At 73.2% G+C, this 13102-nt stretch carries 9 protein-coding genes; 6 read left to right on the plus strand and 3 right to left on the minus strand.

Features of this window, described 5'->3' with window-relative positions:
* Positions 1–705 precede the first annotated feature (705 nt).
* The 3 genes from WMF43_RS36795 (at position 706) to WMF43_RS36805 (ending at position 4301) form a co-directional block, all read left to right on the plus strand.
* Positions 706–3027, plus strand: coding sequence for an ArnT family glycosyltransferase (locus WMF43_RS36795; protein ID WP_437672002.1), 2322 nt, complete (start codon positions 706–708; stop codon positions 3025–3027).
* A gap of 57 nt (positions 3028–3084) precedes the next feature.
* Positions 3085–3732 carry a TonB family protein gene (locus WMF43_RS36800; RefSeq protein ID WP_437672004.1) on the plus strand — a complete coding sequence of 216 codons (648 nt, stop codon included), beginning with the start codon at positions 3085–3087 and terminating at the stop codon, positions 3730–3732.
* Between the two features lie 260 nt (positions 3733–3992).
* Positions 3993–4301, plus strand: a complete 309-nt coding sequence (locus WMF43_RS36805) for a hypothetical protein (RefSeq protein ID WP_437672006.1) — start codon at positions 3993–3995, stop codon at positions 4299–4301.
* Positions 4302–4485: 184 nt separating this feature from the next.
* Here the strand turns inward: WMF43_RS36805 and WMF43_RS36810 are convergent, their stop codons facing one another.
* Positions 4486–5493, minus strand: a complete 1008-nt coding sequence (locus WMF43_RS36810) for a GH12 family glycosyl hydrolase domain-containing protein (protein WP_437672008.1) — start codon at positions 5491–5493, stop codon at positions 4486–4488.
* A 602-nt stretch (positions 5494–6095) separates the two neighbouring features.
* Between WMF43_RS36810 and WMF43_RS36815 the strand changes: the two genes are divergently transcribed.
* Complete coding sequence (locus tag WMF43_RS36815; RefSeq protein ID WP_437672010.1) at positions 6096–7091, plus strand: hypothetical protein; 996 nt, start codon at positions 6096–6098, stop codon at positions 7089–7091.
* Positions 7092–7191: 100 nt separating this feature from the next.
* Here the strand turns inward: WMF43_RS36815 and WMF43_RS36820 are convergent, their stop codons facing one another.
* The gene (locus WMF43_RS36820) at positions 7192–8277 is read right to left on the minus strand and encodes an aldo/keto reductase (protein ID WP_437672012.1); all 1086 of its coding nucleotides are present in this window, start codon (positions 8275–8277) and stop codon (positions 7192–7194) included.
* A gap of 245 nt (positions 8278–8522) precedes the next feature.
* Between WMF43_RS36820 and WMF43_RS36825 the strand changes: the two genes are divergently transcribed.
* Together WMF43_RS36825 and WMF43_RS36830 are read left to right on the plus strand one after the other, a co-directional pair.
* The gene (locus tag WMF43_RS36825; protein WP_437672014.1) at positions 8523–8978 is read left to right on the plus strand and encodes an ABA4-like family protein; all 456 of its coding nucleotides are present in this window, start codon (positions 8523–8525) and stop codon (positions 8976–8978) included.
* 277 nt (positions 8979–9255) lie between these two features.
* Positions 9256–11088, plus strand: coding sequence for a hypothetical protein (locus WMF43_RS36830; protein ID WP_437672016.1), 1833 nt, complete (start codon positions 9256–9258; stop codon positions 11086–11088).
* A 135-nt stretch (positions 11089–11223) separates the two neighbouring features.
* Here the strand turns inward: WMF43_RS36830 and WMF43_RS36835 are convergent, their stop codons facing one another.
* Entirely contained in the window at positions 11224–12978 is a 1755-nt protein-coding gene (locus tag WMF43_RS36835) for a glycosyltransferase family 39 protein (RefSeq protein ID WP_437672018.1), read from the minus strand.
* Between the last annotated feature and the right edge of the window lie 124 nt (positions 12979–13102).

A 13102-nucleotide genomic window follows, 5' to 3' on the forward strand; every position in this document is an offset into this window, starting at 1 on the left:
CTCGATGTGCGGCACGCCGTAGAACGAGCGCGTCACCGTGCGCTCCGCGGCGTGCTCGACGTTGGTGCCCAGGAGCTCGGCCGCGACGCCCAGTTACTCTCCTCCCTGCCGGTCCCCCATGAGCAACATGGTGCGTGTACAGCAGGCCGGGATCCTCGATCAGATTCGAATAGGAATCTATGTAATAATCGATGAAGTTGACAGCCCCAGCGGTTACAGTCGGCGCGGAGATGCTCGTGCCGCATGCGGAAGTCGACTACCCGAGGCTCATATCAGCTGGCCGGGCGCCTCCGGAGAAGACGTGCTCTCGGCGCACGACCGGATGGGAGTGACTCTCAGGTTGCCTGCGATGGTTCAACCGTCGCCAGAGCCGACTCGACAGCCGCCAGCGGTCCTCGGCTCGGCATCGACGGATGGCTTCCTGCACGACGACGAGATCTGGAGGAGCTTGCGCGCATGCGTCCACACGACGACCCGCCGAGGACGCTCCGCGCCATGGCGGCCGAGCGCTAGCCGGGCGCGTCGATCGAGAGCGACTTGTACGCACGGCTGCCCGCCGCAGTCCTGGCCGGCGGGGATGGCGCTCGCGGCGGTGCAGGCGCCGTCCCAGGCCTCGGGCGCCGCGAAGGTGGTGGAGCCGCCCCTCCCCCTCGCCCCCCAAAACCCCCTCCCCGCCCCCGCCATCGGCGATAGCCTGCGCCCGCCTTGCTGCCGCCCCGACCCCCTCCCCGCCCGCTCGACGCGCGCGGCCTCCCCGCCGCCTCCCGCCTCGAGCGCCGCGCGGCGCTCGCCGTCGCCGCGATCGCCACGGCGTGGTTCGCGCTCGCGGCGGCGTGGGAGATGTTCGGCCCCCTGCTCGCCGGCCATTACGCGTCGTCGGCGAGCGTCGGGATCATCGCGGAGAACATGCTTCGCTGGAAGATCCTCGGGCCCGTCTGGGAGTACACCGCCGCCCGGCCGACGCCGGACATGTACTACTGCCACCACCCGTGGGGGATCTTCTGGACGACCGCCGCGTTCATGGAGGTCTTCGGCCGGCACGACGTCATCTGCCGCCTGCCCGCCGTCCTGCTGAGCGCCGCGACGCCGCCCCTGCTCTACGTGATCGGCCGGAGCGTCTACCGCCCCGCGGCGGGCGCGGCCGCGGCGGCGGCGTTCGTCGTCCTGCCGATCACGCTCTCGTTCGCGAACTTCAACGCGCTCGAGGTCCCGGTCATGGCGTGGACGCTGCTCGGCCTCTTCGGGTACGTCCGGCTGACGCAGACGGGCCGGCGCCGCCACCTCGCGGCGAGCGTGATCGGGTTCACGCTCGGCATGCAGGCCGACTGGCCGGCGTTCGTGCTCGCGGGCGGGCTGCTCGCGTTCGTGGCGCTCCGGGCGGCCCTCCCGCGGCGCGCCTTCGGGCCGGTGCTCCACGCGCGGAGCACCGCGGCGTGGTGGGCGCTCACGGCCCTCGCGGGCGCGCTGACCCTCGCGCTCTACGCCTTCCTCTTCCACCGGAGCGGCAAGCTCGACGACCTGCTCGCGAGCTACCGGTTCCGCTCCTCCGGCAACGCGGAGCCGCTCCGCCAGGTGCTCGCGAGCCGGCGCTACTGGATCGAGCTCTCGTTCACGCCGATCGCCGTCGCCGCCGGCAAGCTCGGGGCGGCCCTCTGCGCCGCGCGGCTCGCCCTGCTCCGGCGCGAGCACGACGCGCTGCCGCTGCTCTACCTCGCGACCGCGACCGCGCAGTACGTCGTCTTCCGCCAGGGCGCGGACATCCACATCTTCTGGCCGCACTACTTCGGCGCGTACTTCGCCCTCGCCGCCGCCGCCCTCGTCGAGAGCGGCGCGGCGCTGATCGAGCGCGCCGCCGCCCGGCGCGGCCTGCTCGCCAGGCCGACGCCCGCCGGGCCGACGCCCGCCGAGCCGACGCCCGCCGAGCCGACGCCCGCCGGGCCGACGCCCGCCGCGTGGCCGGCGCTCGCCGCGCTCGGGCTCTGGCTCGTCCCGCTCGCCGCGATCCTGCGCGACGGGATCCCGGCCCTGCGCTACGCGCGCGAGACGGGCGGGCGCTTCAACGAACGCGGGCACCTCATCCACTCCGACGGCGCGAAGACGGCCTTCCTGCGCTGGCTCGCGCCGAGGCTGCCCGCGGACGTGCGCGTCGAGATGCACGAGGGGATGAAGGCCACCTGGGCGCAGGTCTGGGCGCTCGGCGGGCGCGTGGTGGCTGCGGCCCGGCCCGCGCCGAAGGGCGAGCCGCCGCGCGGCGCCTACCTGGCCGACACGCGCTTCCTGCCCGACAGGGAGCAGGCGAGCCTCGCGCGGCGCTTCGACGTCACCGCCGTGGGCCCGTTCTGGGCGCTCGGCGCGGGGCTCGGCGCGACGCCGGCCCCAGCGCCGGAGCGCGGCATCGAGGCGTTCTCGTTCCGCGAGCGCGAGCCGGGACCGTTCGCCTGGTATTTCCTCTCGGGCACCGAGCCCGCGCGCGAGATCGTGCCGGACCCGTTCCTCACGTGGGAGCTCCGCACACACTTCGGGCAGCCGGCGGAGCCGCCGGCCGCGGCGCCGGAGACGCTGGATCAGAAGCGGATCGCCCACAACATCGCGCTCGCCGCGGGCGACGGCACGCGCGCGGCGGCGCTCCGGGCGGAGATCGACGCGGCGCTCACGCCGCTCGGGGCGCGGTTCGACGACGGCACGGAGCTCGTCGGGACGACGTTCCACGAGGGCGCGCGGCCCTTGCTCACGATCGTCGTGCGGGCGGGCGGCCCGCTCCCGGCCGACGTGACGCTCGCGGTGCGCTCGCGGGTCGTCGCGCGCGCACCGCTGTCCACGACGATGGCGGATCCGCTCGTCCGCGAGGTGGGCCTGCCGACGGCGATCGCGCCGCAGCGCTGGCGGGCGGGCTTCCTCTACGCCGATCCGGTGCCGATCCGGAAGCGGCCCGGGACGGAGGTGTTCTGGGCCGCGCTGACGGGTCGCGCGCCGAAGCTCGAGGGCCGCGGCGGCGCGCAGCAGGTCGAGGTGCTGCGGCTGCGCTGAGCTGCGGCGGCTCTATCCTCGTGGACAAGGGCCCGCGTTCCGGTTTTACCTTCGGGCATGAGCTCTCGACGATCAGGTCTGCTTCTGCTCATCGCGCTGCTCGGGGGCTGCGCCTCCGCGCCGCCGCCCGCCCCGGAGCCGGCGCAGTCCGGCTCGCCGGCGCCCGCGGGCGCGGCGTCCCCGACCCCCGCCGGCGCGGCGTCCGCGGCGCCCGCGGGCGCGCCCGCCGGGGCGCCGGCAGGGCCGACGCCCGCGGCCGGCGAGGCGCCCCCGCCGGGCGCGCAGGTGCCTCCGACGAAGCCGGGCGCGGCGGCCGCGACCGACACGACCGGGAAGCCGCCCCCGGGCCACGGGAGCCTCCGGCCGAGCACGGGCGTCGCGACCGGGACGCTCGGCGGGAACATCTCCGAAGCGGACGTCCGCGACGTCGTGGAGAAACACGGCGAGTTGTTCGACGAGTGTTACAAGATCGGCATCAAGGCCTCGCCGAAGTTCACGGGGAAGGTGACCGTGAAGGCGACCATCGGGCCGTCCGGCAAGGTCAACAAGGCCGACGTCGTCAGGTCGACCGCGAAGAACGCGCAGGTCGACGCCTGCGTGGCCGACGCCTTCGAGAAGATGACCTTTCCCGTGCCGAAGGGCGGCGTCACGACCGTCGTCACCTTTCCTATCGAGTTCAGCGGCCTCGAGGTCGTTCAGCCCTGAAGCGACCGCCGCGCGGCGCGGCGTTGCCCGGCAAGTCGCCGGGGCAGTGCGTGGCAATTTGCGACAGGTGGGGCGCCTCGACCGCAGTCGTGCGCAGAGCGCAGGGCACGGAGCAACGGGCGCCCTCCGGCTCGGCCGCCAGGGGTGCTGCGGCGCCGGGGGCATGAAAGGTGCTTGCCGTGCCGGGTGCGACCCTGCGCCAACGCGCATTCGAGACCAACCCTCTCCAGCCACGACACGGGTGAAGAAGCATGGATCGGATGGAAGTTCAGCGGGATGTTCGGAGCGCCATCGCGATAGCCTATGAGCTCGCGCGCCACGAACACGTGCAGCACAAGGAGCATGTGGCCCAGGCGCTCAACGAGCTCAAGGACGAGCTCGGACGCATCGAGGCGAAGCTCGGCGGCGAGCGTGCCCACGAGGTCACCCCGGAGGCCTTGCCGCCCGTGCTCAAGCAGATCGAGGGGCTCGTCGAGGACGCGGGGCCGGTCGTCGGCGACCAGATCAAGACGCTGATGCAGAGCGTCGAGCGCATCGCCAAGGACATCGAGTCGACGAAAGCGTCGTAACGACGGTCTCGAGCAGAGACCGGCGCGTCGGGTCCTCGGGCAGCTGCCGATTCGATGGGCGGGCTGACCCGGGGACGTGTAATTCCATCGCTGGCGGGGTCGACTCGCCTTCGTGGCGAACGAGCTCTCGCCGGAGCCGCCGAAGCTCGTCGGCGCGCTCCGGATCGAGGCGCGGAGCGCGCGGTCAGTTCACGTCGACGTAGAAGTCGACGCTCTGCAGGTTCGTGATGGGGCCCTCCCAGATCTCGAACCCGACGGCCACCGCGTTCACCTGATCGCCGGGCACGCTGAGGCCGCGCGTCTCCGCGTCGCGCACGAAGTCCATCACGTCGAACTCTATTTCGTAGCTGTCGTTCCCTTCGGCGCGCACCCAGTTCACGATCGGCAGGCCGTTCACCATGCCGTTCCAGATGTTCCACGTGCCGGGGACGTTCGCGACCGTCACGCCCTGGTGCGCGGGGTTCGGCTGCCCGGCGGGCTGGTAGCTCGGCGGATCGCGCAGCCACACCATGAGATAGCCGCGGAGCTGGCTGCCATTGCCCATCCAGATGTCGTACGCGGCGTTGTACTCGCCCTCGTTGCCGTTCTTGGCCCAGCGCCAGCCGGTGCGCAGGCTCGTGATGGAGTTGCTCGGCGCCGGCAGGCCGCAGTCCGGCACCTCCCTCACCGAGTAGCGGCCGCAAAATACGGTCGGGTACGAAGCGGGCTGCCCCATCGACCCGGCCGAGCCGCTCATGCTCTCCACCGTGAACGACGTGCCTTCCCACGAGATGGTGTGGCTGCCGAAACCGGGGCCCCAGCCGTTGGTGATGAGCACATACGGCGTGTCGTCGCGCGAGACGAGGGCTGTCTCGTACCGCTCGCTCGAGCTGCCGGAGCCCTCCATGGCGCCGGAGCCGAGCCCGGAGCCCGGGTTCTCGGTGCCGCCCGTGCCGCTGCTGGCTCCGGTACCTGCCGCTTCGCCGCCGGTCCCCGCCGTGGTGCTGCTGCTGCCGCTCGCGCTGCCGGGGCCGCCGCTGGTTGCACCGGGGCCGCCGCTGGTTGCGCCGGGGTCGCCCGCGCCGCCGCCCCCTGAGCCGCTCGCGCTCGGCAGCCCGCCGGATCCCGCCGCGCCGCCGGTGTTTCCGTCGTCAGAAGATCCAGAGCAACCGGCGGCGAGGGTCGCCGCCAGCGTGAGCAGTGCGAAAGCCAAGGAACGTGTGTGCATGGGGCGGGACATACCACATGGGCACCGGCGCAGGGCGGTGCGCGGCGTCGCTGTGCGCAAAAAACAGCGCGCGAATCGAACAATTGCAGCAACAGCGATGGCGCCACCCGCCCTGCGCGGCTCGGCGCGCCGCGACGGAGCGGTCGCCTCCGGGCAGCAGGCGAATTTCGCCTCGACGGCGTATCCCCCGCACCCGGCGCCGCTCCAAACGTCGAACCAGCCCAGGTCGAGCCCCGCGGCGACGAGGCGAGAGATGTACCGATAAGCGGAGCGATGTCGCACCACGGGGGCAGCCTCGTCCAAGGTGCCTGTACAACTCTCTCCACAATGAGCGTCGCATCCGGAGCGGACCGCGCGAGGAGGCCACAGACGGCGTGGCGACGGACACGCCATGTGATGGAGCGGGCGCATACCGCAGCTCGGGTCGGACAGCGGCGCACACGCTCTGCGATCATCGAGTCAAACAAATATCGCTTTTTGGAATTGCGGAGCGACGCGCCAGTGCGGACAATAGAAGGATTCGACTCGGTGCTGACGGCGGCTCGGCGGCGACGTCGTCATCGAATCGGAAACGCTTGGAGAGAACCATGAATTCAAGATCTTGCTCTTGGTCTTTTGGCTGGGTTCCGGGCCGACGGCTGGCTCGAGGTCTGCTCCGCGCCGCGTGCCTCGGGGCCGCCCTGCACGCGGCCGCGTGCTCGGGCGGGAGCAGCAGCAGCCCCGGCGGAGAGGGCGGCGGTCCAGGGGGCGACCTCGGCACCGGCGGAGACGACATCGGCGGCATCGACCCGGGGATCGGCGGCGGCGACAGCACCGCGAGCGGCCTGCCCGGCGCGGGGGAGCGCTGCGACGGCGTGGACAACGACGGCAACGGCATCATCGACGACGTCGACGCCGGGCAGGACGGCGTCTGCGACTGCATCCGCATCGCCACGCTCGGCGAGCCGGGCGAATGGGGCCAGGGCGACGTCTTCGACGCCTGGCTGGACGAGCGCAGCACGAACGGGGCCGTCGACTTGAACGACGCCGAGCTCACCCCCGAGGAGCTGAGCAAACACCAGGTCATCATCATCCAGGACGTGAGCGGCATCGGGCGCTCGTACTCGCCGAGCGAGGTCGAGGCGCTCGCGGCGTGGATCGAGGACGGCGGCGGGCTGATGACCCTGATCGGCTACGGCGACCCGGACGAGCGCGAGAACGTCAACACGCTGCTCGAGCCGCTCGGCGTCGGCTACGACCGGGAGCAGATCCTGGCCAGGGGGCAGGGCGGCTCCACGATCCCGATCACCGAGTGGTCCGGATCTCACCCGGTCCTGGCAGGGATCGAGCGGGTCGGCGTGGACAACGGGTACCCGGTGATCGGCGAAGGCACGACGCTGGCCACGGGCGACGGCCACGACGTGCTGAAGGCCCTGGAGTCCGGGAAGGGCCGCGTCCTGGTCTGGGGCGACGAGTGGATCACGTACAACAGCGAGTGGGTCGACCACCCGGATTACCAGGTCGAGCGCTTCTGGCTGAACGCCATCAAGTGGATGACGCCGGCCAACGAGTGCCAGGTCGCCATCCCGCCCGACATCAACTGAAGCCGCCCGGCGTGGCCCGGCTGCGCGGTTCGGCTGCGCGGCCGCCCGCCGGAGGTCCCGGGGGGCGCCGCGCCGCGCGCGCCCGCGAGCAGGCCGGAGATCAATAACGCTCGCTGTCTTTCTGGGGCGCCATCGGCCACACGGGCGCGTCCTCGCCGTTCACGACCAAGCCGCCGTGGGTGAACACCCCGGTCATCTTCAGGAAGTCCGCGGGGAAGTTCAGCGTGGGGCGGGAGATCTCGTCGAGCGCCGCGACGTGCTCGGGCCGGAGCTTGACGTCGAGCGCGGCGAGGTTGTCGTCGAGCTGCTGGAGCGACCGGGCGCCGAAGATGGTCGAGCTCACCCCCGGCCGGCCCTGCACCCAGGCGAGCGCCACCCGGGCGGGCGTGGTCTCGAGCTCCTTGGCGATCGTGATGAGCTTGTCCACGATCGCATACGTGCGCTCGCCGAGCGCGCGCTCCACCCAGGCGCCCCGGTCGGCCTTCACCTTGCCGGCGTTCTCCCGGGTGTACTTCCCGCTGAGCGCGCCGCTCTTGAGCGGCGACCACGGCGTGACGCCGAGCCCCATCTCGAGCGCCATGGGGATGAGCTCTCCCTCGACCGTGCGCTCCAGGAGCGAATACTCGATCTGGAGGGCGATGAGCGGCTGCCACCCCCGGAAGCGGGCCGTCAGCTGCGCCTCGGCGACCTTCCACGCCGGCGTGTCGGAGAAGCCGATGTACCGCACCTTCCCGGAGCGGACGAGGTCGTCGAGCGCCGCCATGGTCTCGTCGATCGGCGTGAAGCGGTCCCAGCAGTGCATCCAGTAGAGATCGATGTAGTCCGTCTGGAGGCGCCGGAGCGACTGCTCGCAGGCGGCGATGAGGGACTTGCGCCCTGCGCCCCCGCCGTTCGGATCCCCGGGGTAGAGGTTGGAGAGGAACTTGGTGGCGATGACCACCCGGTCGCGCCGGCTCGGGTGGCGCCCGATGTGATCGCCGATGATCTTCTCGGAGTGGCCTCGCGTGTACGCGTTGGCCGTGTCGATGAAGTTGCCGCCGCGCTCGATGAAGCGGTCCAGGATCGCGTTCGACGTCTCGACGCTCGACCCCCAGCCGAGGTCCTCGCCGAAGGTCATGGCGCCGAGACAGAAGGGGCTGACGCGCAGGCCGGACCGGCCCAGGGTGATGTAGTGGTTGAGCGGCATCGGGTTCTCTCCTTGTGAAGACCGCGCGAGTCCGCGCGGGGTCGACCGGGAGGGTGCCACCGGAGGCGAGGAGGGCGAAAGGAGAAAGCATGTCGCGGCGCCACGGGATCCGGACGGTCGGTCCGCCTCCTGCCTTTGCGCGGGCGATCCGCCCCTGCCGCGCCGCCTCGCCGGCCTCGTGGCCCGCCCGGGCGGCGCGCGGCCTTTGCCCTCGCGGGGCGGTTCACCTACCCTGCCCGGCAGCCATGGACCTGGAGACGGTGTTCTCGATCTGCAATACGGCGGTCCTCCCCGGATGGCTGCTGCTCGCCTTCGCCCCGCGCTGGCGGTGGACGCAGCGCATCGCCGCGGGGATCGCGGCGGCGCTGGCGCTCGTGTACCTCATCGCGATCGTGCCGACCTTCGGCAAGGGCGAGGGAGGGTTCGGCTCGCTGCACGACGTCGAGCAGCTGTTCGCGCGCAGGGAGGTGCTGCTGGTCGGCTGGATCCATTACCTCGTCTTCGATCTGTTCACGGGCTCCTGGGAGGTGCGCGACGCCGCGCGGCTACGGATACCGCACGTGCTGGTCGTGCCCTGTCTGGTCCTGACGCTGCTCTTCGGGCCCATCGGCTTCCTCGCCTATCTGGTGCTCCGGGCCGCGCTGCGGCGCCGCCTGGATATCGAGGAGACGACCTCGGTCGAGGCGCCCGCGACCAGGTAGCGGTCGCGTCTGCCGGAGCGCGCGCGTCGAGGCGGGGAGATCATCGACCTTCCTTCAGCCTCCCCCCCGCCCCTCGACGCGGCGGAGGTCGGCGGCGGGGCTGGCCGAGGCCGGTGCGGCGCTTTCATCGCGCGTCCCGTCCGTCTAGGATGCCCGGCCGCTCGTCCCTTCGCGAGGGGCAGCGGCGTGAGCGTCGAAGATCGGAGCGCCCACAGCCCAACCTGCACACAGGTGGTCAATGAGATCGAGATCGAGTCGATATGGATCCGCGCTCGCCTTGAGCCTTTCGTTTCTGGCCACATCGGGCTGCGAGCTGATCACGATGCCCGATCGCAGCCTGATCAACGGGGACGGCGGGGCGGGGGCCGCAGGAGGCCAGGGCGGGGATGGCGGCGTCGCCGGGAACGGCGGCAATGACGCCGGCGGCGGCGGCACCACCGGCACGTCCGGCGGCGGCAGCGGCGGCGACGGCGGCAGCACCGGCACGTCCGGCGGCGGTGGCAGCGGCGGCGACGGCGGCAGCACCGGCACGTCCGGCGGCGGTGGCAGCGGCGGCGACGGCGGCGGCAGCGCGACCAGCTCCGCGAGCTCCGGCGGCGCCAGCGGCGGCTCCGGCGGCGACGGCAGCGCGACCAGCTCCAGCAGCTCCACGAGCGCCGGCGGCGGCGACACTGCCAGCTCCAGCAGCTCCACGAGCGCCGGCGGCGGCGACGGCGGCGGCGGCGCTGCCAGCTCCAGCGGCTCCAGTGGCAGCGGCGGCGACGGTGGCAGCGGCGGCGACGGCGGCTCCGGCGCCTCCAGCGGCAGCGGCGGCCCGACCTGTACCTCGGACGCAGAGTGCCCCGCGCCCGCGAGCGAGTGCGCCACGACGAGGTGCCTCGACGGCGCGTGCGTCACCACGAACGTAGACGCGGGCACGCTCGCGGAGACGCAGATGGACGGCGACTGCGTCACGCGGGTCTGCGACGCCGACGGCGCGGTCGTCGAGGTGGACCAGGACGACGACGTGCCCAACGATCGCAGCGAGTGCACGATCGACGCGTGCGTCGATGGCTCCCCGCGGAACGAGCCGGTCGAGGTCGGCACCGTGTGCTCGCTGCCCGACGGCGGCCTGTGCAACCCGCTCGGCGTCTGCGTGCCGTGCCTCGTCGACACGGACTGCCCGAGCGAGGTGTGCGTCGAGTACGCCTGCCAGGCGCCCAGCTGCACGGACGGGCGCCTGAACGGCGACGAGGACGGCATCGACTGCGGCGGCACCTTCTGCACGACCTGCGAGGCGGCGCCCACGGTGACCTCGGTCGACTACCCGGTCATCGCCCTCGGCGGCGCGCTCGTGCTCACGGGCACGGACTTCACCGGCGCGACGCAGCTCACCGTGGACTACTGGCCGCAGCCCTTCACGGTCGACTCCGACACGCGGATCACGATCCCCGCGCTCACGGGCGACATTCAGCCCGGCGTGCGCGACATCCTGGTGAGCCGGCCGGGCGCGCTGAGGTCGACGTTCCGGGTGACGGTGATCCGGCTGCAGATCAACGAGATCGAGGCGGACACGCCCACGACGCCGCTGAACGACGATCGCGAGTTCGTCGAGATCAGCACGGGCGTGAGGAATGTGAGCCTCGCCGGCTACACGCTCGTGCTCTTCAACGGCGGCCTCTCGGGCGATCCGTCGTACCGGGCGGTGGAGCTCACCGGAACGACCAACGCGGCCGGCCTCCTGCTCGTCGGCAACCCCGCCGTGACCCCTGAGCCCGCCGTGCGCTTCGACCCGGTCACCGTCTCCAACAACATCCAGAACGGCCCGGACGCGGTCGGCCTGTACCAGGCGCTGCCCGCGGCTTTCCCCTCGGGCACCCCGGTCACGGCCACGCACCTCATCGACGCCGTGGTCTACGGCGCCGGCCACGCGGCCGACGAGGGGCTCCTGAACGCGCTGATCTCCCGCGATCCCGAGGCGCCCGAGCGCGTCCAGGCCGACGAGGGGGACACCGGCGCGCTCTCGTCGACGCAGTCGATCCAGCGCTGCGCCGACGGCCTCCGCGACGGCCACGTCTTCCGGGCCGCGGCGCCCACCCCGGGCGCGGTCAACACCGTCCGCTGCCCTTGAGCCCGCGAGGCGCGCGGGGCGGCCCGACGGGCACGCCCCGCGCTGCCCGCGCGGCCGGCGCTCGGCGCTCGACCCTCGCGGCCGGCGCTCGGCGCCCGCCCCTCGCGGCCGACGCCCGGCGGTCGCCGCCGGCGCTCAGCGCTCGAGGTAGATCTCGAAATCCTCGATCATCACCGCGAGCTCGTAGCGATCCGCGAGCAGCCCCGCGAGCTCGGGGAACCCGTCCAGCGTGTCGCGCGAGTCGAGCCCGTCGCCGGTGACCGACGGGAACACGTCGCGGCGCTCGACCACGATCGCGGCCGGCCGGCTCGCGTCGAGGTCGCGCATCAGCGCGGCGCGCGCCTGCTCCCGGGCCCACGCCGCGCGCTGCGGGACGTTGTAGAGGTAACGCGTCGCCGGCGCGCGATCGGCGAGGTCGTAGATCACCGGCTCGAAGCCCCAGACGAAGATCGGCCGCTCCGGCGCGACCCGCTCGCGCACCCACGCGGCGACCGCGCGGTTCGCCGCGGCGTTCACGTCGGCGACCGACGCGAGGCGATCGAGCCGGCCCAGGTCCTCCGCGCCCGACGCGATCAGCGCGAGCCGCTCGGCGCAGCGATCGACGTAGAAATCGGCGAGATCCTTCGTCGCGGAGCGCGCGAACGCCGCGGCGACGAGCGACGCCCCGAGCGCCGCGGCGGCGAGCGCGCCGCGCCGCACGCAGCGCTGCCACGCCTTCCAGAAGCCCAGCGCGGCGAGCATCGCGGCGAGCGGCCAGGTCGCGCCGTAATGGTACGGGAAGAACTTCGCCTGCATCACCACGCCCGCGAGGTGCACCGCGATCACGCCCGAGAGCAGCGCCACGCCCGCCCGCTCGCGGCGATCCGGGTGCAGCGCGACCAGGCAGACGAGGCCGAGCGCGACCGGGCCGGAGTAACGCACGAGCCACTCGCTGACGCCGTGCCACGTCATCTCGAGCACGCCCGCGCCGCGCCACCCGAGCGCGGTGTAGTGCGGCGTGAAGACGAACAGCACCTCCCACAGGTCGCCGAGCGCGCCCCGCGCGGCGAACCAGGCCACGCAGGCGAGCACGGGGAGCGCGCCGCCCAGCGCGATGAGCAGGCCGGGCCGGAGCGCGGCCCAGAGCAGCGCGCGCGCCGCGCCGGCCCCGGGGGAGGCGCCGTCCCGCGCGCGCCCGAGGCCGAGGCGGCGGCGCGCGAGCTCCGCGAGCCCCGCGAGCGCGGGGGCGCCGAGCGCCACGGCGAGCACGGCGCCGCCGCCCGCGAGCGGGGGCTTGAGCAGCCCGGCGGCGCCGAAGAGCGCGCCGGACACGACCAGCGCGGCGGCCCCCGGCGCCGGGCGCGGCGCGCCGGCGCGGGCGCGCGGCGTGGCCGCGAGCAGCGCGAGCACGGTGAGCATGCCGCCGAACGACTCGGGCTGCGCCGTGTGCCAGAAATCGAGCTGGGCATGGACGAGCACGGCGAGCGCCGCGGCGACGACGCCGATCCGGCGCTCGCCGAAGGTGCGCCCGGCGAGCGACGCCATCGCGACGCACATGCCGGCGAGGCCGAGCACCTCGAGCGCGCGGATGCCCCACTGCGCCGGGCCGAAGAGGGCGCGCGCGAGCGCGTAGATCACGAAGATGCCGGGCGGCTTGAAGTCGAACGCGTCGCGGTAGGGCATGCCGCCCTCGAGCACCACGCGCGCGACCATGGCGTAGATGCCCTGATCGCGGCCGTAGCCATAGATCAGGATCTGCAGCAGCAGGAACGCGATGACCCCGAGCGAGAGCGCCTCGATCGCCGCCGCGCCAGGCACACGCGCCGGCATTGGAGCGAGGCGATCGCGCGCGGCCTCGCTGGGGGTGGCCCCGGGAGAGACCTCGGTCGCATCCGCCGCGACGTCACGCACCGGGGTCTTTTACCGGCTCGGGCATGGCAGCGTCTACGTAGGATTCCGGTCCTCCTGCTCCGGGGCGCCGCGGCGCCGGACCGCGCGGCCTCGCCGCGGCGGCCCCGGCGGCTGGCCGCCGGAT

The sequence above is a fragment of the Sorangium sp. So ce131 genome (assembly GCF_051519095.1).
GTDB lineage: Bacteria > Myxococcota_A > Polyangia > Polyangiales > Polyangiaceae > Sorangium.

Bases quoted from the DNA above. Each gene is read 5' to 3' on its own strand.
- WMF43_RS36825 (WP_437672014.1), top strand. From the start codon at position 8,523: ATGGACCTGGAGACGGTGTTCTCGATCTGCAATACGGCGGTCCTCCCC.
- WMF43_RS36820 (WP_437672012.1), bottom strand. From the start codon at position 8,277: ATGCCGCTCAACCACTACATCACCCTGGGCCGGTCCGGCCTGCGCGTC.
- WMF43_RS36805 (WP_437672006.1), top strand. From the start codon at position 3,993: ATGGAAGTTCAGCGGGATGTTCGGAGCGCCATCGCGATAGCCTATGAG.
- WMF43_RS36815 (WP_437672010.1), top strand. From the start codon at position 6,096: ATGAATTCAAGATCTTGCTCTTGGTCTTTTGGCTGGGTTCCGGGCCGA.
- WMF43_RS36800 (WP_437672004.1), top strand. From the start codon at position 3,085: ATGAGCTCTCGACGATCAGGTCTGCTTCTGCTCATCGCGCTGCTCGGG.